This window comes from Dyella sp. 2HG41-7, from assembly GCF_021390675.1.
Taxonomy (GTDB): domain Bacteria; phylum Pseudomonadota; class Gammaproteobacteria; order Xanthomonadales; family Rhodanobacteraceae; genus Dyella_B.
In genome coordinates, this window is record NZ_JAJEJV010000004.1 from 1,431,107 (window position 1) to 1,452,063 (window position 20,957).

General features: G+C 60.1%; 20 protein-coding genes and 2 tRNA genes. 16 read left to right on the top strand and 6 right to left on the bottom strand.

Annotated elements, in window-relative coordinates; translation table 11 throughout:
- Position 1 precedes the first annotated feature (1 nt).
- On the top strand, positions 2 to 508 hold the full coding sequence (locus L0U79_RS07565) for a TPM domain-containing protein (RefSeq protein WP_233841258.1): 507 nt from the start codon (positions 2 to 4) through the stop codon (positions 506 to 508).
- 6 nt (positions 509 to 514) lie between these two features.
- Here the strand turns inward: L0U79_RS07565 and L0U79_RS07570 are convergent, their stop codons facing one another.
- Positions 515 to 1,051 (bottom strand): GspH/FimT family pseudopilin, encoded by a 537-nt coding sequence (locus L0U79_RS07570; RefSeq protein ID WP_233841259.1) that lies wholly within the window; start codon positions 1,049 to 1,051, stop codon positions 515 to 517.
- Between the two features lie 158 nt (positions 1,052 to 1,209).
- Between L0U79_RS07570 and uvrB the strand changes: the two genes are divergently transcribed.
- The 3 genes from uvrB (at position 1,210) to L0U79_RS07585 (ending at position 3,880) form a co-directional block, all read left to right on the top strand.
- Positions 1,210 to 3,240: an excinuclease ABC subunit UvrB gene (uvrB, locus tag L0U79_RS07575; RefSeq protein ID WP_233841260.1), complete on the top strand. Its 2,031-nt coding sequence runs from the start codon at positions 1,210 to 1,212 to the stop codon at positions 3,238 to 3,240.
- 53 nt (positions 3,241 to 3,293) lie between these two features.
- Positions 3,294 to 3,368 (top strand) — tRNA-Val (locus tag L0U79_RS07580).
- 62 nt (positions 3,369 to 3,430) lie between these two features.
- Positions 3,431 to 3,880, top strand: a complete 450-nt coding sequence (locus tag L0U79_RS07585) for a CopD family protein (protein ID WP_233841261.1) — start codon at positions 3,431 to 3,433, stop codon at positions 3,878 to 3,880.
- A 9-nt stretch (positions 3,881 to 3,889) separates the two neighbouring features.
- Here L0U79_RS07585 and L0U79_RS07590 read toward each other — a convergent pair whose 3' ends face one another.
- Complete coding sequence (locus L0U79_RS07590; RefSeq protein ID WP_233841262.1) at positions 3,890 to 4,900, bottom strand: NAD-dependent epimerase; 1,011 nt, start codon at positions 4,898 to 4,900, stop codon at positions 3,890 to 3,892.
- Between the two features lie 320 nt (positions 4,901 to 5,220).
- Here L0U79_RS07590 and thrS point away from each other — a divergent pair, with 320 nt between their 5' ends.
- The 10 genes from thrS (at position 5,221) to L0U79_RS07640 (ending at position 13,801) form a co-directional block, all read left to right on the top strand.
- Positions 5,221 to 7,122 (top strand): threonine--tRNA ligase, encoded by a 1,902-nt coding sequence (gene thrS, locus L0U79_RS07595; RefSeq protein WP_233841263.1) that lies wholly within the window; start codon positions 5,221 to 5,223, stop codon positions 7,120 to 7,122.
- Positions 7,123 to 7,164: 42 nt separating this feature from the next.
- Positions 7,165 to 7,689 (top strand): translation initiation factor IF-3, encoded by a 525-nt coding sequence (gene infC, locus L0U79_RS07600; protein WP_284358162.1) that lies wholly within the window; start codon positions 7,165 to 7,167, stop codon positions 7,687 to 7,689.
- Positions 7,690 to 7,922: 233 nt separating this feature from the next.
- Positions 7,923 to 8,120 carry a 50S ribosomal protein L35 gene (gene rpmI, locus L0U79_RS07605; protein ID WP_019467379.1) on the top strand — a complete coding sequence of 66 codons (198 nt, stop codon included), beginning with the start codon at positions 7,923 to 7,925 and terminating at the stop codon, positions 8,118 to 8,120.
- Positions 8,121 to 8,136: 16 nt separating this feature from the next.
- The gene (rplT, locus tag L0U79_RS07610; protein ID WP_128898432.1) at positions 8,137 to 8,496 is read left to right on the top strand and encodes a 50S ribosomal protein L20; all 360 of its coding nucleotides are present in this window, start codon (positions 8,137 to 8,139) and stop codon (positions 8,494 to 8,496) included.
- A gap of 248 nt (positions 8,497 to 8,744) precedes the next feature.
- Positions 8,745 to 9,740 (top strand): phenylalanine--tRNA ligase subunit alpha, encoded by a 996-nt coding sequence (gene pheS / locus L0U79_RS07615; RefSeq protein ID WP_233841264.1) that lies wholly within the window; start codon positions 8,745 to 8,747, stop codon positions 9,738 to 9,740.
- A gap of 21 nt (positions 9,741 to 9,761) precedes the next feature.
- Positions 9,762 to 12,173 carry a phenylalanine--tRNA ligase subunit beta gene (pheT, locus tag L0U79_RS07620; protein ID WP_233841265.1) on the top strand — a complete coding sequence of 804 codons (2,412 nt, stop codon included), beginning with the start codon at positions 9,762 to 9,764 and terminating at the stop codon, positions 12,171 to 12,173.
- Between the two features lies 1 nt (position 12,174).
- Complete coding sequence (gene ihfA / locus L0U79_RS07625) at positions 12,175 to 12,477, top strand: integration host factor subunit alpha (protein WP_126674889.1); 303 nt, start codon at positions 12,175 to 12,177, stop codon at positions 12,475 to 12,477.
- Positions 12,458 to 12,814: a MerR family transcriptional regulator gene (locus L0U79_RS07630; RefSeq protein ID WP_115477489.1), complete on the top strand. Its 357-nt coding sequence runs from the start codon at positions 12,458 to 12,460 to the stop codon at positions 12,812 to 12,814. Before ihfA ends, L0U79_RS07630 begins: the two co-directional genes overlap by 20 nt.
- Before the next feature lie 59 nt (positions 12,815 to 12,873).
- Positions 12,874 to 12,950: transfer RNA gene (locus tag L0U79_RS07635), tRNA-Pro, on the top strand.
- A gap of 125 nt (positions 12,951 to 13,075) precedes the next feature.
- Positions 13,076 to 13,801 carry a hypothetical protein gene (locus tag L0U79_RS07640; RefSeq protein WP_233841266.1) on the top strand — a complete coding sequence of 242 codons (726 nt, stop codon included), beginning with the start codon at positions 13,076 to 13,078 and terminating at the stop codon, positions 13,799 to 13,801.
- Between the two features lie 36 nt (positions 13,802 to 13,837).
- Here the strand turns inward: L0U79_RS07640 and L0U79_RS07645 are convergent, their stop codons facing one another.
- Entirely contained in the window at positions 13,838 to 15,439 is a 1,602-nt protein-coding gene (locus tag L0U79_RS07645; RefSeq protein WP_233841267.1) for a methyl-accepting chemotaxis protein, read from the bottom strand.
- Between the two features lie 182 nt (positions 15,440 to 15,621).
- Complete coding sequence (serA, locus tag L0U79_RS07650; protein ID WP_233841268.1) at positions 15,622 to 16,854, bottom strand: phosphoglycerate dehydrogenase; 1,233 nt, start codon at positions 16,852 to 16,854, stop codon at positions 15,622 to 15,624.
- Between the two features lie 109 nt (positions 16,855 to 16,963).
- On the opposite strand from serA, the gene L0U79_RS07655 reads away from it, so the two are divergent.
- Positions 16,964 to 18,349 carry an FAD-binding oxidoreductase gene (locus tag L0U79_RS07655; protein WP_233841269.1) on the top strand — a complete coding sequence of 462 codons (1,386 nt, stop codon included), beginning with the start codon at positions 16,964 to 16,966 and terminating at the stop codon, positions 18,347 to 18,349.
- A gap of 219 nt (positions 18,350 to 18,568) precedes the next feature.
- Positions 18,569 to 19,528: a prolyl aminopeptidase gene (pip, locus tag L0U79_RS07660; protein ID WP_233841270.1), complete on the top strand. Its 960-nt coding sequence runs from the start codon at positions 18,569 to 18,571 to the stop codon at positions 19,526 to 19,528.
- A 216-nt stretch (positions 19,529 to 19,744) separates the two neighbouring features.
- Here the strand turns inward: pip and upp are convergent, their stop codons facing one another.
- The gene (gene upp, locus L0U79_RS07665) at positions 19,745 to 20,383 is read right to left on the bottom strand and encodes a uracil phosphoribosyltransferase (RefSeq protein ID WP_233841271.1); all 639 of its coding nucleotides are present in this window, start codon (positions 20,381 to 20,383) and stop codon (positions 19,745 to 19,747) included.
- A gap of 109 nt (positions 20,384 to 20,492) precedes the next feature.
- Entirely contained in the window at positions 20,493 to 20,831 is a 339-nt protein-coding gene (locus L0U79_RS07670) for a PsiF family protein (protein WP_233841272.1), read from the bottom strand.
- Positions 20,832 to 20,957 lie beyond the last annotated feature (126 nt).

A 20,957-nucleotide genomic window follows, 5' to 3' on the forward strand; every position in this document is an offset into this window, starting at 1 on the left:
GATGCCTTCACGTAATCAACGACTGTTGATGAATGCCTTTGAGGGCTGGTTTGCGATCCATCGGCGTTTTCCGCCTGATTTGCTCGACGATATGACCGAGGCAGTCGCGGACGGCGAGCGTACCCATCTTGGCGAAGTGCGATTCGCAGTCGAATCGCGCCTTCCATTGCCGCTGGTTTGGGAGGGTCTGGATGCAAGCACGCGTGCGCGCCAGATTTTCGGTCAACTCAACGTTTGGGATACCGAACACAACTGCGGCGTGTTGATCTATGTGCTGATGTCCGAGCATCGCATCGAAGTAGTGGCCGATCGCGGTATCGCGCGTCGCGTGAAACCCGAAGAGTGGGTGTCGATCTGCGCAGCGATGCAGGAAAGCTTCGCGGCAGGGCAATGGCGTGCGGGTGCATTGCGTGGCATTTCCGAGGTGCATGCGTTGCTTGCGAAGCATTTCCCCAGTCACGGGAAGGCGCGGCCGGATGAGTTGCCAGATAGGCCGGTGTTGCTATAACTCTCTTTAGTTGGTCGTCGGGCACTGAAACTTATTTGTGTCTTGCAGTGACTCGCCTCTGACGCGTCCAACCTTGCTGATGACTACCGACAAAATTCGCTGCGGATCGTCTTTTACGCAGAAAAAGAAACTCTGCTCAGTGCCCACTGAGCTGCCATCAGGGCCAAACCAGACGTAATTTCGCGACGAGTTGCTAGCGACCGTCAGCGCATCGCGATATCCGCGACCCGTATAACGTGGCGGCCCTGCCATCTGCGTCTTCTTCTTGGAGTCGACCAAGCCGATTAACCAGCCGTTGCCCCATGACTTGCTCCCGCTGCACGTAAGAGCATCCTGGCTGGGGCAGAAAATAACGCGCGTCTGCTCGTTCACCGCCAAATTGCGTGCATGCTGCAAGGCCACGATGTAATCGGTCTGGGCGACACGCAATTCGTGCCCCTCCAGCATCCGATGAAAAGCGGGCACGGCCATCGCGGCGAGTACCGCCAGTAGCACCAAGGTCATGATCTGTTCGATCAGTCCGAATCCATGTTGACCACTCATTGCAGGTTCGTTATCGCGTTTTGGCATCATCCGAACGATGCTAGGTCCAGTTTCGGCCGTGCCAACCGCGAAAGAGGAGGGCATGCGTACGACCCTGCTGACAACTTGTGTCAGCACGTACCGTTTAAAATCTGCTTCGGCGCCCGCAGAGTATCCGTATGACCGACCACGACCGCTTCCAACTCGTCTCCGATTACAAACCCTCCGGCGATCAGCCCAATGCCATCAAGCGCCTGGTCGATGGCTTCGAAGCCGGCATGGCGGGGCAGACGCTGCTAGGCGTCACTGGCTCCGGCAAAACCTTCACCATCGCGAACGTGATCGCGCAGGTGCAGCGCCCCACCATCGTGCTTGCGCCGAACAAAACGCTGGCGGCGCAGCTCTACGGAGAATTCAAGGAATTCTTTCCGCACAACGCGGTGGAATACTTCGTCAGCTATTACGACTACTACCAGCCGGAAGCGTACGTGGTCGCGTCCGATACCTATATCGAAAAGGACGCGTCGATCAACGATCACATCGAACAGATGCGATTGGCGGCGACCAAGGCGCTGTTGTCGCGGAAAGATTCGTTGATCGTCGCGACCGTCTCGGCCATTTATGGTCTGGGCGATCCGGAAGACTACCTTTCGCTGCGCCTGATTCTGGCGCGTAGCGAGCGCATCGATCAGCGTGCGCTGATTCGTCAATTGACCGAATTGCAGTACACGCGCAATGAAATGGAATTGCGCCGCGGTACCTATCGCGTGCGCGGCGAAATTATCGATGTGTTTCCCGCCGAATCCGAAACCGAAGCGTTGCGCATCGAATTGTTCGACGGCGAAGTGGAAAATCTTTCGCTGTTCGATCCGCTCACCGGCGAAACCATCCGCAAAGTGCCGCGCTATACGGTGTACCCGCGTACGCACTACGCCAGCACGCGCGAAAGCGTGTTGAACGCGATCGAGACGATCAAGGTCGAGCTGAAAGATCGGCTTGAGTTTCTCTACAAAGAAAATCGCCTGGTCGAAGCGCAGCGCTTGGATCAGCGCACGCGCTTCGATATCGAGATGATGGCCGAAGTGGGTTATTGCCAGGGCATCGAAAACTATTCGCGGCACCTTACGCGTCGCGCGCCGGGCGAGCCGCCGCCGACGTTGTTCGATTATCTGCCGCCGGATGCGTTGCTGGTGATCGACGAATCGCACGTCACCGTGCCGCAGCTTGGCGCGATGTACAAAGGCGACCGCTCGCGTAAGGAGACGTTGGTGGAATTCGGCTTCCGCCTGCCTTCGGCGATGGATAACCGTCCGCTGCGTTTCGAGGAATTCGAGCTGCGCGAGCCGCGCACGATTTTCGTGTCGGCGACACCGCGCCCCTACGAATTGGAAAAATCCGGCGATGCCATCGTGGAGTTGGTGGTGCGCCCCACGGGTCTGGTCGACCCCGAAGTGGAAGTGCGGCCGGTGCGCACGCAGGTCGACGATCTGCTCAGCGAGGCGAAGAAGCGCATTGCAATGGGCGATCGCGTGCTGGTGACGACGCTCACCAAACGCATGGCGGAAAACCTCACGGAATACCTGAGCGAGCACGATGTGAAGGTGCGCTATCTGCACTCGGATATCGAAACGGTGGAACGCGTCGAAATCATCCGCGATCTGCGCTTGGGCGAATTCGACGTGCTGGTTGGCATCAATCTGCTGCGTGAAGGTTTGGATATGCCGGAGGTGTCGCTCGTTGCGATTCTCGACGCCGACAAGGAAGGCTTCCTGCGTTCGACCGGTTCGCTGATTCAGACCATCGGCCGCGCGGCGCGTAACGTTCGCGGAAAAGCCATTCTTTACGCGGACGAGATCACGCGCTCGATGCAGGCGGCCATGGAAGAGACGAATCGCCGCCGCGAAAAGCAGGTGGCGTGGAACGAAGCGCACGGCATTACGCCGCAATCGGTCGTGCGTCGCATCTCCGACATCATGGAAGGCGCGCGCAGCGAAGTGCCGGGCAGGGGGCGCAGCAAGTCCTCGCGCGGCCGCGCCGCCGCCGTCGCCGAGCCCACAGCCGAGTACGCGAATCTGAATGCCGAACAGGCCAATGCGATGATCAAGCGCCTGGAGGCGGATATGCGCAAGCACGCGGAAAACCTGGAATTCGAAGAGGCGGCCCGGTTGCGCGACCGCATTCATCAGTTGCGCGAGCAGGCTTTGCGCTGATCAGGGTCTTCGGGTAGACTACGCGGCTCGCGCGGTCCATCGTGCGAGCACATGGGCGGTTAGCTCAGCGGTAGAGCACTTCCTTGACATGGAAGGGGTCACAAGTTCGATCCTTGTACCGCCCACCAATTCCCGATAAAACGGCGTGCTTTATGGCACGCCGTTTTTGTTTGCGATTCGGGAGTCGGAAATGATCTATCTGTGGGTCAAGACGTTTCACGTGTTGTTCGTCATCGCCTGGATGTCGGCCGTGTTTTATCTGCCGCGCATCCTGGTGAATATTGCCGAAGCGGGCGGCGACGCCGCGGTCAAAGCGCGGCTGCAGCTGATGGGGCGCCGCCTGTATCGCTTCGGCCACAACCTGTTCGGTATCGCGTTTCTGTTCGGATTGACGTTGTGGCAGGGATGGCGTGTGTTTCCGCAAACCTTGCCCGATATCACCAGCGGCGGCCACTGGATCGACGCCAAACTCGGCTTGGTCGTTTTGCTGCTGGCGCACTTCGTGTGGTCCGGGCGCATGCTCAAGCGCAGCGAACAAGGTGGCGCGTTGCCGTCCGCGCGCACCTTGCGGCTCATGAACGAGCTGCCCGTGCTGGTTTTGCTGGGCGTGCTCTTTCTGGTTTTGGCGAAGCCTTTCTAAGCGTAAGCGTCAGGCGACGTGGTGATAATCGCGATACCACTTCACGAACTTGGCGACGCCTTCTTCGATCGACGTATTCGGCGCGTAACCCACGTCGCGGTGTAGTGCCGATACGTCCGCCCAGGTATCCGGGACATCGCCCGGTTGCATAGGTAACAGACGCTTTTCCACCGTGCGGCCCAGGTTTTGCTCCATCAGCTCGATAAAGCGCATGAGTTGCACGGGTTGGTCGTTGCCGATGTTGTAGACGCGATACGGTGCGCCCGACGTACCTGGATTCGGTTGGGTCGCGTCGTACATCGGATCGGGTTCGGCCACGTGATCCAAGGTGCGGATCACGCCCTCGACGATGTCGTCCACGTACGTGAAGTCGCGACTGTGATTGCCGTAATTGAAGACGTCGATCGGCTCGCCACGCACGATGCGGTCGGCGAACAGGATCGGCGACATATCCGGGCGTCCCCATGGTCCGTACACCGTGAAAAAGCGCAATCCCGTGGTCGGCAGTCCGTACAGGTGGCTATAGGTGTGCGCCATCAATTCGTTCGCCTTCTTGCTGGCGGCGTACAAGCTCACCGGGTGATCGACGGGATCTTCCACCGCGAACGGCAGCTTGCGATTCGCGCCGTAGACCGAGCTGGACGAGGCGTAGACCAAATGCTCCACTTTGTTGTGGCGGCATGCTTCCAGCACGTTGACGAAACCGACCAAATTGCTTTGCACGTAAGCGTGCGGATTCTTCAGCGAATAACGCACGCCGGCCTGCGCCGCGAGATTCACGACGCGTTGTGGCTGGAACTCGTGAAACGCGCGATTCACGGCCTCAAGATCAGCCAAGTCGGCGCGCAGATGCGTGTAGTTGGGATGCGATGCGAAACGCGCCAGGCGGGCTTCTTTCAGCGTCGGATCGTAGTAATCGTTATGGTTGTCGATGCCATAAACCTGATCGCCCCGAGCCAACAGGCGTTCCGTGAGGGCGGCGCCGATAAAGCCGGCCGAGCCGGTGACGAGTACACGCATCGCAATATCCTTGAGGTGAGGTTCGTATTGTATAGCTGGCTCGTTGTGGCTAAATTGACACGACCGGATCGCTAAACTAGCGTTCACATCCCAATACGTGAGGACAAGGTGGCCCGCGCCAACGCGCCGGCCGAGCGTGCGACATGGCAACTACGAGCTTCCAGCACTGATACCTGCCACGCCTTGTGTTCGCAAAAAGGGCGCGCGTGGCGCCTTTATTTTTGCCCGTCGTCCAGACGGGCAAGGAAAAACCGGCCATCCATGGCCGGACTCTTCAAAAAAAGCGCGTCCACTGATGTGACGTCACAGGTCTGAAAACCATGATCGAAATTACGCTACCCGACGGCAGCAAACGTCCCTTTGACCATCCCGTCACGGTGCAAGATGTGGCTGCCTCCATTGGCGCCGGCCTCGCCAAGGCCACGCTCGCCGGCAAAGTGGATGGCAAGCTGGTGGATGCCAGTTTCGCCATCGACCATAACGCGAGTCTTGAAATCGTCACGGAAAAAAGCCCGGAGGCGCTGGAGATTCTTCGTCACTCCACGGCGCATTTGCTCGCGCAGGCCGTGCAGCGCCTTTTCCCCGGCGCGCAGGTCACCATCGGTCCGGTGATCGACAACGGCTTCTATTACGACTTCGCTTACGAGCGCCCGTTTACGCCCGACGATCTGGTGAAGATCGAGGCGGAGATGGAAAAGATCGTGAAAGAACAGCTACCGGTCACGCGCAGCGTGAAATCGCGTGATGACGCAGTGAAGTTTTTCCGCGGCATCGGCGAAGCGTACAAAGCCGAGATCATCGAAAGCATTCCCGCGAACGAAGAACTTTCGCTCTACTCGCAAGGCGAGTTCACGGATTTGTGCCGCGGCCCGCATGTGCCCAACACGGGCAAACTGCGCGCGTTCAAGCTGATGAAAGTGGCCGGCGCGTATTGGCGCGGCGATTCCAACAACGCCATGTTGACGCGTGTTTACGGCACGTCGTGGTTGAACGACAAAGATCTGAAGGCGTACCTGCATCAGCTCGAAGAAGCCGAGAAGCGCGATCACCGCAAAATCGGCAAGGCGCTGGATCTGTTCCATCAGCAGGAAGAAGCACCGGGCATGGTGTTCTGGCACCCCAACGGCTGGGCCATCTGGCAGGTAGTAGAGCAGTACGTGCGCGGCGTTTATCGCAGCAGCGGTTACCAGGAAGTGCGCGGCCCGCAGATCATGGACGTGAGCCTGTGGAAGAAGTCCGGTCACTGGGACAACTACCAGGAAAACATGTTCTTTACCGAATCGGAGAAGCGCACGTATGCGCTCAAGCCGATGAACTGTCCGGGCCACGTGCAGATCTACAACACGAACCTGCACAGTTATCGCGATCTGCCCATTCGCTACGGCGAGTTCGGCGGCTGCCATCGCAACGAACCGTCGGGCGCGTTGCACGGCATCATGCGCGTGCGCGCTTTCACGCAGGACGACGGTCACGTGTTCTGCACGGCAGAACAGATTGAATCCGAAGTCACGGCATTCCATCAGCAGGCCATGAAGGTGTACGCCGATTTCGGCTTCGACGACATCGCATTGAAAATTGCGTTGCGTCCCGACAAGCGCATTGGCAGCGACGACGTGTGGGATCGCGCCGAAGATGCGCTGCGCGCCGCCTTGCGTTCGGCGGGTGTGGAATGGCAAGAACTGCCGGGCGAGGGTGCGTTCTACGGCCCGAAGATCGAGTATCACATGAAGGATTCGATCGGCCGCGCCTGGCAGGTCGGCACCATGCAGGTCGATTTCATGATGCCCGAGCGTCTCGGCGCCGAGTACGTGGACGAACACAGCCAGCGCAAGCATCCGGTGATGCTGCACCGGGCGATCGTGGGCTCGATGGAGCGCTTCATCGGCATCCTGATCGAGCATCACGCCGGCAATTTGCCCGCCTGGCTGGCGCCAGTGCAGGCGCAGGTCTTCAGCATCACCGACGCCCAGTCCGACTATGTTCGCGAGGTGACGCAAGCCCTTGTCGAGAAAGGCTTCCGTGTACAGGCCGATTTGCGCAACGAAAAGGTCGGCTATAAAATCCGCGAACATACGCTTCAGAAAGTGCCCTACCTGCTTGTGGTCGGCGATCGCGAAAAGGCATCGGGTGCCGTTTCTGTGCGTACACGTTCGGGCGAAGATCTGGGCAGCATGCCGCTTGCCAGCTTCATCGAACGCCTGGAGACCGAGATGCGGCGCTGATGCCGCCCGGCCAATCTGAAACATCTTCTGGAGGATAGTGGTATCGCCACCACAGAAACTAAGGGCAACCGTCGCAACCATGAGATCCGCGTCCCGCGCGTACGTGTGATCGGGCCGGATTCCGAGCAGCTCGGCATCCTGACCCGCGACGAGGCACTCCGCGCTGCCGAGGAAGCGGGGCTCGACCTGGTCGAGATCCAGCCGAACGGCGATCCGCCGGTCTGCCGCATCATGGACTACGGCAAGTTCAAGTTCGAAGCCCAGAAGAAGGCTCAGGCTGCCAAGAAGAAGCAAAAGCAGGTCGAGATCAAGGAAGTGAAGTTCCGTCCGGTCACGGACGTGGGCGACTACCAGATCAAGCTGCGCAACATGCTTCGCTTCCTGGAAGAGGGCGATAAGGTCAAGGTCACCATCCGCTTCCGCGGCCGCGAGATGTCCCACCAGGACCTCGGCCAGGAACTCGCCAAGCGCATCCAAGAGGACGTGGGCGAGAACGGGGTGGTGGAGTCCTTCCCGCGTCTGGAAGGGCGCCAGATGGTTATGATGATCGGCCCGAAAAAGAAGTAAGGCCCAGGCCCGATGGGCCTCGTGGCTTGCGCGGACGGCGGCCTGCGGGTCGCCGTTTCGTTTGGGTTTTCGGTCGCCGGCCTCTGGTGTCGGGCCCTTGTTTCACGTAAACTTTCTCGTTCGACCCGCAAGGAAGGGTCGTGCACCGATCATGGCAGGACGGAAAGAGCAGCCCCCGAGGTTGCCGCCAGATCAGTCAGAAACCGGGGTTCAGCCCCATCAAGGAGCATTCCATGCCCAAGATCAAGACCAATCGCGCGGCGGCGAAGCGTTTTCGCAAGACCGCGTCCGGCAAGTTCAAGGCCGGCCATGCGTTCAAGTCGCACATTCTTACCAAGAAGTCGACCAAGCGTAAGCGCAACCTGCGCGCCACCAACCACGTCAAGGCATGCGACACCAAAGGTGTAGCACGCATGTTGCCGTATCTCTAAGGCGGAGGACTAAACCATGGCTCGTGTAAAGCGTGGCGTTACCGCCCGTCGTCGTCACAAGAAAATCATTGGCCGCGCGAAGGGTTACTACAACGCCCGTCGCAAGGTCTTCCGCGTCGCCAACCAGGCCGTCATCAAGGCTGGTCAGTACGCGTATATCGGCCGCAAGCAGAAGAAGCGTCAGTTCCGCGCCCTGTGGATCGTGCGTATCAATGCGGCTGCCCGTCAGTTCGGTTTGTCGTACAGCCGCCTGATCAACGGTCTTGCCAAGGCCGGTATCACGGTGGACCGCAAGGTGCTTGCCGACATCGCCGTGCACGACATCAAGGCGTTTGGGGCCATCGCGGAAAAGGCGAAGGCCAGTCTGGCCGCTTGATCGTCAGCCACTGACGAAATGATGTGAATCAAGCGGGGAGAAGGCCTTAAGCCTTCTCCCCGTTTTTGTTTGGGAAATGCTCTTTGCATGGGCCTCCTCTCCCCTCCGGGGAGAGGATTGAGGTGAGGGGCGAAGGCTTGCCTCAAGCTTCAATCGAAGCGTGCTTCGAATGGGAACCGACGCAAGAGTGTCCCCTCACCCCAGCCCTCTCCCCGAAGGGGAGAGGGGGCAGAAGCGAGATCGCATCGATGGAAGATCTGGACAGCCGCGCCACGCAGGCGCTGGCCGAAATCGACAAAACGGACACGCTGGAAGCGCTCGACGCGCTGCGCGTGAGTTTGCTCGGCAAAAGCGGCGTCGTCACGGCCGCGCTGAAAGCGCTCGGCACGTTGTCGCCCGACGAGCGCAAATCGCGCGGCGCGGAAGTGAATCGCGTGAAAGAGCGTCTCGCCGATGCGTTGACTGCGCGCAAGCAAACGCTGGAGCAGGCCGAACTCGATCATCGCCTCGCGTCCGAAAAGCTCGACATCACCATGCCGGGTCGCGATGGCGAGCGCGGCGGCATTCATCCGATTACGCGCGCGCTCGAGCGCATCGCGGCGATTTTTGCGCGCCTCGGCTATCAACGTGCTGATGGTCCGGAAATCGAGGACGACTGGCACAACTTCGAAGCGCTCAATTTCCCGCCGCACCATCCGGCGCGCGCGATGCACGACACGTTCTACTTCGGCGACGGTCGCCTGCTGCGCACGCATACGTCTCCGGTGCAGATTCGCTCGATGATCGGTCGGCAGCCGCCGATCCGCATCATTGCGCCCGGCAAGGTGTATCGCAGCGATTCGGATCAAACACATTCGCCGATGTTCCATCAGATCGAAGGTTTGCTGGTGGATGAAACCTCCAGCTTCGCCGATCTGAAGGGCACGCTCGCCGAATTTATTCGTGCGTTCTTCGAGCGCGATTTCGAAATGCGTTTCCGTCCCAGCTATTTCCCCTTCACCGAACCGTCGGCCGAAGTGGATATTCGCTGGGATGCCGAAGACGGCAGCACGCGTTGGCTGGAAGTGCTCGGCTGCGGCATGGTGCATCCGAATGTGCTCAAGAACTGCGGCATCGATCCGGAGCGTTACACCGGCTTCGCCTTCGGCCTCGGTGTCGAGCGCTTCGCCATGTTGCGTTATGGCGTTTCCGATCTGCGCGCGTTCTTCGAGAACGATCTGCGCTTCCTCAAGCAATTCGCGTAACCGCAGCAGGAATCGATACGCATGAAATTCTCGGAAAATTGGCTGCGTCATCACGTTCCCACGCGCGCCTCGCGCGATGAACTTGTCGCGACGCTGACCGCGATCGGTCTGGAAGTCGAAGACGTCGCGATCGTAGGCGAATCGCTCGACGGCGTTGTTGTTGCGCGCATCGTCAGCGCAAAGAAACATCCGGAAGCCGATCGCCTGCAGGTTTGCGACGTGGATGCCGGCAAAGGCACGGTGCAAATCGTTTGCGGCGCACCCAACGCGCGCGCGGGTTTGATTGCGCCGTTGGCTATGGTCGGTGCAAACCTGCCGGGCGGCATTGCCATCAAGGCGGCGAAGCTGCGCGGCGTGGAATCGTTCGGCATGCTTTGTTCGGCCAAAGAACTTGGCGTCGATCCCGATGCATCGGGTCTGCTCGAGCTCCCCGCCGATGCGCCGGTGGGCACGCCGCTCGCCGCGTATCTCGGGCTGCCTGATGCATCGATCGAGATCAAACTCACGCCCAATCGCGCCGATTGCTTCAGCGTGCGCGGTATTGCGTTCGACGTCGCCGCCGCGCTTGGCAGCGAAGTCGTTCCGCTCGACGCTTCGCCGGTGCCGCCGCAGAGCGACGCTGCCATGACCATCGCGTTGGAAGCCGGCGCGCGCGTGCCGCGCTTTGCGGGACGCGTCATCGACGGCGTGAACGCCAAAGTCCAGACGCCCGTGTGGATGGCCGAACGCTTGCGTCGTAGCGGTTTGCGTCCCATCAGTTTTCTGGTCGATGTCACGCAGTACGTGATGCTGGAACTCGGCCAGCCGATGCATGCGTTCGACAAAGATAAGCTGGAAGGCGACATCGTTGTGCGTGCGGCACAGCCAAAGGAATCGTTGGCGTTGCTCGATGGACGTACAGTGACGTTGGACGACGATTTCTTGGTCGTGGCCGACAGCCGCGGCGGTCGCGGCGCGCGCGCTGTCGCCTTGGGCGGCATCATGGGCGGCTCGGAAACGCGTGTCACCGACGAGACGCGCAACGTGTTTCTGGAAGCCGCACACTGGGTTCCATCGGCCATCATCGGGCGCAGCCGCAAGCTCGGCATGCACACGGACGCGGGGCATCGCTTCGAGCGCGGCGTCGATCCCGAACTGCCGGGCATTGCCATCGAATATGCGACGCGTTTGATCGTCGATATTGCCGGTGGTGTTCCGGGTCCGTTGCTGGACGTGACGCTGCCCGACGGTCTGGCCGCGCCAAAGCCGATCTTGCTCCGTCGCGCACGACTGGCGCGCGTACTCGGTTTGCACGTTCCCGATCAGGAAGTCGCGCGCATTTTTACGGCGCTCGGCATGCACGTCGAGGCGGTGGCCGATGGTTGGCGCGTCACGGCGCCGAGCCGACGCTTCGACATCGAGCGCGAAGAAGACCTTATCGAAGAAGTCGCGCGCATCCACGGTTACGAAAATATTCCGACGCATACGCCCGGCGGCGCGTTGACGCTGGCGATCGAGCCGGAAGGACGTCTGATGGAACTGGCCGTGCGCGAGCAGCTCGCTGCGCGCGGCTATTACGAAGCCGTGAACCTCGCCTTCATTGGCAACGACGTGTTGCAAAGCTGGGGCATGACCGACCAGCTGGTCCCGTTGGCCAATCCGCTTTCCGCCGATCTGGCGGTGATGCGTCCTTCCTTGCTGCCCGGTTTGATCGTCGCGCTATCGCACAATCGCGCCCGTCAGCAGGAACGGGTGCGTTTGTTTGAGCTAGGTCGGACCTTCCAGCTCGGCGGCGAGGCGGCTGCCCGCAAAGACGCGCCCACCGAAACGCCCAAGCTCGCCATCGTGGCCTGCGGAGCCGCCCACGCGGAGCAGTGGGGCGAAGCCGCGCGCCCGCTCGACTTCTTCGACCTGAAGGGCGATCTGGACGCCCTGATCGCCTGGGGCGGCGAGCCGCAGCGCTGGGCCGTCCATGCCGACGAGCTGCCGGGCTGGCTGCACCCCGGGCGCGCCGCGCGTGTCACGCGCGATGGCGAAACCGTTGGTTACCTGGGGGCCGTCCATCCGCAGCTGGCCAAAACGCTCGACCTCGGGTCGGACGTGCATGTCCTGGAATTGGCCCTGGAGCCGCTGCTGGCGCGTCGCCTGCCCAAGTCGCTACCAATCTCACGTTTCCCGGCCGTCCGCAGGGACATCGCCGTTGACGTTCCTGAACAGGTAAGCTGGTCACACATTGAGCAGACGGTCCGCGGCACCCTGGGTTCGACTTTGGCAGAGCTGCGCCTGTTTGATCGATACAGTGGCAAAGGGGTCGAAGTGGGCCGAAAGAGTCTCGCTATGGGCTTGATTTTGCAGGACGCTTCCCGCACGCTTACCGACGACGACGCCGACCGCTGTGTTCAAAATGCAGTGTCGGCGTTAGCGGCTGCGTGCGAGGCAAAATTGCGAGGGTAAGATGGCGGCGCTGACAAAGGCGGAGATGGCAGAGCGCCTCTTCCTCGAGGTGGGCCTTAACAAACGTGAAGCCAAAGAATTCGTGGACGCCTATTTCGAGGTCGTCCGCGAGGCATTGGAGCGGGGAGAGCAGGTCAAGCTGTCAGGATTTGGCAACTTCGATCTGCGAAAAAAGAACCAGCGACCGGGGCGTAATCCCAAGACGGGCGAAGAGATTCCCATCTCCGCCCGCCGGGTGGTGACGTTCCGGCCAGGACAAAAACTCAAGGTGAGAGTCGAGGGCTATGCTGGATCAGGGGAATAACACCGAGCTGCCCGCCATCCCGGCCAAGCGCTACTTCACCATCGGTGAAGTCAGCGACCTGTGCGGGGTGAAGCCTCACGTGCTCCGTTACTGGGAGCAGGAGTTTCCTGCGCTCAATCCGGTCAAGCGTCGCGGCAATCGCCGGTACTACCAGCGCCACGATGTGCTGATGATCCGTCAGATCCGCTCCTTGCTGTACGACGAAGGCTTCACCATCACCGGTGCGCGCGCGCGTCTGGAAGGTCCGCAGGCCCGCATGGAAGCCAGCATGTCGCACCAGATCGTGCGTCAGGTGCGCATGGAGCTGGAAGAAGTGCTCGCTCTGCTGCGGCGCTGAGCTATCTCTATCGGCCTAGCTGCCGGTACTGATACAATTTCTCTCTTTGCTGAGTCAGTCGGGGCGTAGCGCAGCCTGGTAGCGCATTTGCCTGGGGGGCAAAGGGTCGTCGGTTCGAATCCGGCCGCCCCGACCAATTCGCAGAACAGATCGACGGCGCCCTGGGCGCCGTTTTTCGTTTCGGCTTTCCGTCGCCATTTCGAACGATGACACGCTAGTCTCAGCGCCAGTGACCCCACTGCGCAGGAAGGAGCTCGCGTTATGCCGTCGAACACCTGTCACCCGAATGCCCCGCACGTCAAACTGAAGGCGCCCGATTGGTACATGTCGTCGCTGATGATGGATCGCGCGCTCGACGCCGTCTTGCGCCGAGTGAAAAAGCTCGACCGCAACCATGACATTCCTTATCTCGCCGGCTACAGCCAGGACGGCAAAACCATCTATATCGATCGCCATTTGCCGAAGTCGTTTACGTTTCGCGGTCGCTCGATCGACGTGGATCGGTTTTTGATTCTTCACGAAGAAGTGGAGAAAACGCTGATCGATCAACTCGGACTGCACTACTTGCACGCCCATCAGATCGCCACGCGCGCGGAAGAGGCAGCGGTACATGCGCAGCGCATCACCTGGAAGGCCTATGACCGCTTCATGCAGAAATACGTGAAGAAAATCGGCGACGAACGCTTGAGCAAAGTGCCGGTAGATTTGGACCTCAAACCGTATCGCGATTATCACGACTACGAGTTGCTGCAACGCATGGAGCAGCACCTCGATCAAAAAGCGGGCTATACCGCCAAGCAGAAAGCCGAGTTGAAATCCTACGCCGCGGCGTTTCGCGAGCAGATTCGCGTGCAGCGGCAGCATGAAGTGCAAGGCGACGCAGCGAAACCGGAGAAGTCCGCTAAAAAGACAAAGGCCGCTACGAAAGCCGCAAAATCAAGCAAGCCGTCAACTAAGCGGAGCGCGCCGGCCAAGCGCGCCAAGTAACCTTGAGCCGATAATGCGCCGTGGGAAGGTGCGCTTTCAGGCAGCTTGCAACTGCCCGAAGCGCACCGCCTCCTGGCGCGGTTGGCTGGAAACTTGTTCTGCCGGATCGGTAGCGGCTTCCTTCTCGGTGAGCTTGAAGAACGCCACGCTCTCCACCAAGGCGCGCGCACGAACCTGCACCGTATCGGCAGCGGCGGCAGCTTCTTCGACGAGCGCCGCGTTGTTCTGTGTCACTTCATCCATCTGACGCACGGCGCGGTTCACTTGTTGAATGCCGCTGGCTTGTTCCATGTTCTGCGTGGCGATGGATTCGACGGTGTGCGTGACGTTGTCTACGCTCTCAAGCAGTTTTCCGACCATGGATTCGGCCCGGGCGATAATCTGCGTGCCGTTGCCGATGATCGACACCGACTCTTCGATCAGCGCGCGAATTTCGCTCGATGCGGTGCGCGAGCTGCGCGCCAGCGATTGCACTTCGGCGGCCACGATATTGAAGCCTTTGCCCGCTTCGCCGGCGCGCGCCGCTTCCACCGCTGCGTTGAGCGCCAGGATGTGCGTCTGCGTGGCGATGCGGTCCATCGTTTCGGTGATTTCCGTGATGCGATTGGCGACGTCTTGAACTTGCGTCATCGCGCTCACCGCTTCGGACATCGCCGCACCGCTTTCGCGCGCGATACCCGATGCCGATTCGGCCAACTGGCTTGCTTCGTGCGTGCGCTTGGCGTTGCTGTTGACGCTGGAGGTGAGCGCCTGCATCGACGCGGTGGTTTCTTCGAGCGCAGCGGCCTGTTCGCTGGTACGTGCGGAGAGATCCTGGTTGCCCGTCGCAATTTGCCGCGTCGATGCGGATATCTCTGTCGACCCATCGCGAATAACGCTCACTACGTTGCGCAATTGATGGTTCATCACGCCAAGCGCGGACAGCAACTTGCCGGTTTCGTCGTGACTGTCGGCGACGACGTCGGTGGAAAGATCGCCTTTGGCGACGGCCTGCGCCACTTTTACGGCGCGTCCCAGCGGTGCGGTAATGCTGTAGGCGAGTAGCCAGATAAACGCCGCACCCGTCACCGTCGCGCACAGCGCAACCGACAACAATAAGGTGCTCGCTTGCTTGAACGCTTCGCTGGTTTCTTCGTCGATGCGCTTCGAAGCGGTTTCCGCATTTTTCTTCATGCCGGCCACGAGGTCATCGATAGCCGTTGTCGGTGCGCGATCGATACCGGCGACCAGGCCATCGACAACATGGACGCTCTTTTCGTCTTTTGCGTCGTAATGCTGGATGGCGGCGAGGTACTTCGTGCCAAGTTCTTCGTGCGTAGCAATTGCCGTGTCCACGCCGTGCGTGTCGAGACTTAGCTCGCTCATTTGTTGCTTGAGCAAAGCGAGGTCTTTATTGACCGCCTGCGCCTGTTCAGCGAACTGGTCGTGATATTTCTTGAATTTATCGGCGTCTGCGCCGCGCAAGAGCAAGTCCTTCCATTCCTGCACTTGCTTCTTGAAATCCACCTGCGCGACGCGCGCCGTATCGACAGCCGCGGCGAATTTGGCCGCCGTTTCGGTAGAACGAACCTGAAGATCGTGCGTGCGAACCAAACCGCGCCAGCCGCCGTAACCGACGATCACGGTGGCTGCCAACATAACGACGCCTAACAATGTCAGGCGTGCCGCGATACGTAGATCTTTAAATCGAAAGCTCATAGGGAAAAACCGCAATAAAAAGTGATGCCGAGTTATCAGAGGTATCGGCATCACTGCGGTTGAGCTTGAGTTGAGGTGTTCAGAACGGGGCCGGACAAGGTGCTGGCCCCCGTATGCCTAGATTAAAAAAGCACGCGGGTACGCAAGGTTCCGGGGATCGCGGCCAGTTTTTCCTTCAGCGAGGAGGCTTGTTCAGCTTCGGCGGAAATATCGATCACCACGTAGCCCACTTCCACATTGGTCTGCAGGAACTGCGCGTTGATGTTCATATTGCCGGCGGAGAACAGTTCGTTGATGCGGGAAAGCACGCCCGGCACGTTGCGATGAATATGCAGCAGGCGGCGGCTGTCCGGATGTTCGGGCAAGGTCACTTCGGGGAAGTTGACCGCAGACAATGTGGAACCGTTGTCGCTGTAGCGCACGAGCTTGCTTGCGACTTCGATACCGATGTTTTCCTGCGCTTCCAGCGTGCTACCGCCGATATGCGGCGTGAGAATCACGTTGTCCATGCCGAGCAGCGGCGAGACGAACGGATCGTCGTTGCCTTTGGGTTCGACCGGAAACACGTCGATGGCGCCGCCGCCGATATGTTCTTTGCGCAAGGCATCGGCCAATGCGTCGATGTTCACCACAGTGCCGCGCGAAGCATTGATCAACACCGCACCCTGGCGCATTTTCGCCAGCTCGTTTTTGCCGATCATCATCTTCGTGGTCGGCGTTTCGGGCACGTGCAGCGTCACCACATCGGAACGCTCCAGCAGATCGTCGAGACTGTCCGCCGCGCGCGCGTTGCCGAGCGAAAGCTTGGATTCGATATCGTGGAAGATCACGCGCATGCCAAGGCTTTCCGCCAGTACGCCAACCTGCGTGCCGATATGGCCGTAACCGACAATGCCGATCACTTTATCGCGCGCTTCGAAGCTGCCTGCGGCCGATTTTGTCCAACCGCCACGATGACAAAGTGCGTTTTTCTGCGGAATGCCACGCAGCAACATGATGGCTTCGGCAATCACCAGCTCCGCCACGCTGCGCGTGTTGGAATAGGGCGCGTTGAATACTGGAATGCCGAGTTTTTCCGCGGCGCTCAGATCCACTTGATTCGTGCCGATGCAATAGCAGCCCACCGCGATCAGCCGCTTCGCATGGTCCAACACCTCGGCGGTGAGATGCGTGCGCGATCGGATGCCGATGATGTGCGCGTCGGCGACGCGCGCTTTCAATTCGTCCTCAGGCAAAGACTTGGCGTGATATTCGATCTGGCTATAACCCGCACGCTGGAACGTTTCGACCGCCGTGCGGCTGACGCCTTCGAGCAACAGCACCTTGATGTCTTGCTTGGGGAACGAAGTCTTCATGATCGCACCGCGTTTGGATGTCCAAACACTATGCCAGATTTTGTCGCGTTGCAGCACTAGACGCCTGCGATAAGCGCTGGCACCCTGGAGGCTTCCTTCCGGAGTCGCCATGAACCAGGACGTCCTCGCCGATCTCTCCAGCCGCCTGCCCGGCCTGCGCCTGCTCACCGATCCGGGCGATCTGGAGCACTACGGCCGCGACTGGACCCGGCGCTGGGCCCCGGCGCCGCTGGCCATCGCCTTGCCGGTGTCCATCGAGGAAGTGCAGGGCATCGTGCACTGGGCCAACGAACGCAACGTGGCGCTGGTTCCGTCCGGTGGCCGCACGGGCCTTTCTGGCGGGGCTGTGGCGGCGCAGGGCGAGCTGGTGGTGAGCCTGGCGCGTATGAACCAGGTGCTGGATTTCAACGCCGTCGACCGCACGCTGACCGTGCAGCCTGGCATTGCGCTGGAAGCGGTCCATGGCGCAGCGCGCGAGCATGGCCTGATCTACCCCGTGGATTTCGCCGCTCGCGGCTCCTGCTCCATCGGCGGCAATATCGCGACCAACGCAGGCGGCATCCGGGTGATTCGCTACGGCAACACGCGCGAATGGATTGCCGGCCTAAAAGTGGTGGCCGGCAACGGCGAGTTGCTGGATCTCAATCGCGGCCTGATCAAGAACTCCAGCGGCTACGACCTGCGCCAATTGATGATCGGCTCGGAAGGCACGTTGGGCATCGTGGTGGAAGCGACGCTGCGGCTGACGGATCCGCCGCCGGCTTCGCAAGTCATGCTGCTCGCGCTGCCGGATATGGATGCGTTGATGCAGGTGTTCGCGTTATTTCGATCACGCCTGTCGTTGCAAGCTTTCGAATTCTTCACTGATATCGCGTTGAAGCATGTGCTTGCGCATGGCGCGCAGCGTGCGATCGATGGCGACCATCCGTATTACGTGGTCACCGAATTCGATGCGGTCGATGAGCGCGTGCAAGACATCGCGCTGGAAGTGTTCGAGCAAGGCGTCGAGCAAGGTTGGATCAGCGACGGCGTGATGGCGCAGAGCGAAGCGCAAGCCGCCGCGCTTTGGCGTTTGCGCGAAGGCATTACCGAAAGCCTTGCGTCGCATAAGCCGTATAAAAACGATATTTCCGTGCGTATCGGCGCAGTGCCCGATTTTCTGCAGGACATTCAATCGCTGCTCGCGCGCGAATATCCGCATATCGACGTGGTGTGGTTCGGCCATATCGGTGACGGCAATCTGCATATTAACGTGCTGAAACCGGCGTCGCTTTCCGACGCGGATTTCATCGCGCAGTGCGAGCACGTCACCAAGTTGCTCGCGCAAGCGTTGCAGCGTCATGGCGGCAGTATCTCTGCCGAACACGGTATCGGGCTGGTGAAGCGCGCGTATCTGGAAAGCACGCGGAGCGCGGCGGAGATTGCGCTGATGCGTGGCGTGAAGGCGACGTTTGATCCGAACGGGATACTCAATCCTGGGAAGGTGTTTGCGTAAACCTAGCTCCCTCCCCTACGTGTAGTAGGGGAGGGTTGGGGCGGGGTGAAGCGAACCTCGCGATGACCTCGTGCTTTGCGGCAAGCTCACGCAACCCCACGCCAGCCCTCCCCTGCAAGCAGGGGAGGGAGAGATTCGCGGCGGTTTGCGTTAACGAAACTTGGGTTGTCTGGCGCTCGCTCGTACCATGTACGTCCCCCATCGCCAGGCTGCCGAATCATGACCCACGACCGCCGCTCCTTGTATCCCGAAATCGAGCCGTACGATGTCGGGCAGCTCAAGGTTTCCGAGCTGCACACGCTCCATTACGAGCAGAGCGGCAACCCGCACGGCAAGCCAGTGGTTTTCCTGCATGGCGGCCCGGGCGGTGGCACTAACAGCAAGTGCCGGCGATTCTTCGATCCAGCCATTTACCGCATCGTGTTATTCGATCAACGCGGTTGCGGCAAATCCACGCCGCATGCGGAGTTGAAGGACAACACCACCTGGCATCTGGTCGCCGATATCGAACGACTGCGCGAGCATCTGGGCATCGATCGCTGGCAAGTGTTCGGTGGTTCGTGGGGTTCGACGCTGGCGCTCACGTATGCGCAAACGCATCCGGACAAGGTGAGCGAGCTGGTGTTGCGCGGCATCTTTATGCTGCGGCGCTGGGAGTTGGAGTGGTTCTATCAGAAAGGTTGCGATGCGTTGTATCCCGACGCATGGGAAACGTATCTGACGGCCATTCCCGAAGCCGAGCGCGGCGATCTGATGAGCGCCTATCATCGCCGATTGACCAGCAGCGATCCGCAAGTTCGATTGAATGCGGCGCGCGCCTGGTCCGTGTGGGAAGGCGCGACGAGTTTTCTATATCAAGACGACGCGTTTATCAGCAGCAGCGGCGAGGACGAATTTGCGCTGGCGTTTGCGCGTATCGAATGTCACTACTTCGTGCACGGCGGATTTTTCGAGCACGACGATCAACTGCTGCGCAATGTCGATCGCATCCGCCGCATTCCGGCCGTGATCGTGCAAGGTCGCTACGACGTGGTGTGCCCGATGCGCAGCGCCTGGGATCTGCATCGCGCATGGCCGGAGGCGGATTTGCGCATCGTGCAGGATGCCGGGCATTCGGCGTTCGAGCCGGGCATAGCGCATGAGTTGATTGAGGCGACGGATCGATTTGCGCGGCGCTGAAACCCTAACTGCGAGGGGAGTTCTTTAGCGCGATGTCATTCCGGCGAAGGCCGGAATCCAGTTTGAATATGCAGTGCGAAGCACACGAAACCTTTTTTAGGTTGTGTGCTTCGCACACCGTTATTTGACTGGATTCCGGCCTTCGCCGGAATGACGCTGAGGAGATAGCGGGTCTTTCTGAGGTGGATTGCTTCGGGCCTTCGTGAGGAAGAGCAATTACCCAGGTAATTGCTTGGTCCCAAAAATCTTATCTCCCGCATCGCCAAGCCCAGGCAAGATGTAGCCATGCTCGTTGAGCCGCTCATCGATCGATGCGGTATAGATTTCGATATCCGGATGCGCCGCTTCGATCCGCTTCAAACCTTCCGGCGCGGCGACCAAGAACAATCCCTTGATGCGCTTGCATCCGGCGGCTTTCAACATGTCCACGGTCGCAACAAGCGTTCCCGCCGTAGCGAGCATCGGATCGACGATGAGCGCAATGCGTTCATCCATCCGACCGGTGAGCTTTTCGTAATATGTCGTGGGCTGCAACGTGTGTTCATCGCGCTGCAAACCGACCACGCTGACTTTCGCGGCGGGAATCAATTCGAGTACGCCGGGCAACATACCCAAGCCTGCACGCAGTATCGGCACGATGGTGATCTTTTTGCCCTTGATCTGCTGCACGCGAACGGGACCTGCCCAGCCTTCGATCTGCGCGTCGACCGTTTCCAGATCCTTGGTCGCTTCGTACGTGAGCAGCGAGCCGACTTCGGAGGCCAGCTCGCGAAACTCCTTGGTGCTGATGCCGGCGCGGCGCATCAGGCCCAGCTTGTGCTGAATCAGCGGGTGGCGAACTTCGACGATCTTCATGCGGACATGTCATGGAAGCGGGAAGTGCGGCAAGCATAGCCGGAAACGAAAAAGGCGCCGCCATGCGGCGACGCCTTGAACATTCGATGAGCCTCGATGTTTTAGCGGATCAATGGGATTTCATGCAGGCGCTGACGGCACTCTTGTAATCGGCGCCTTTCTTGCCCGCGTTTTCCTTGGCGCATGCGGACATGCGTTGCTGCGAGGTCATCTTGGTGTCGGCGGCGGGTGCGGCTGCGGCGGTGTCGCCCTTCATGCAGGCGCTGACCGAACTCTTGTAGTCGGCGCCGGTCTTGCCTTTGGCGGCGTGGCTGCAATCGGCCATTTTCTGCTGGGACGACGACATCGTCTTGCCGGACGCGGCAGTGCTTTGCGGGGTGGTGGCGAACGAGGCAGTGGCGAAAACCAGCGCGGCGCTCGCGGCGAGCAGGCTGAAACGCATGGACATGATGCTTCCTCCTGGTGGTGGGGCCGGTGGTGGTCCCGGCGGAGGCAGTCTATGTCGTGTGAAGAGGCAGGGGAACGGGGATAGCAAAACGGGGAACATAGGCGTTTTGCAACGCTTTATGTTCCC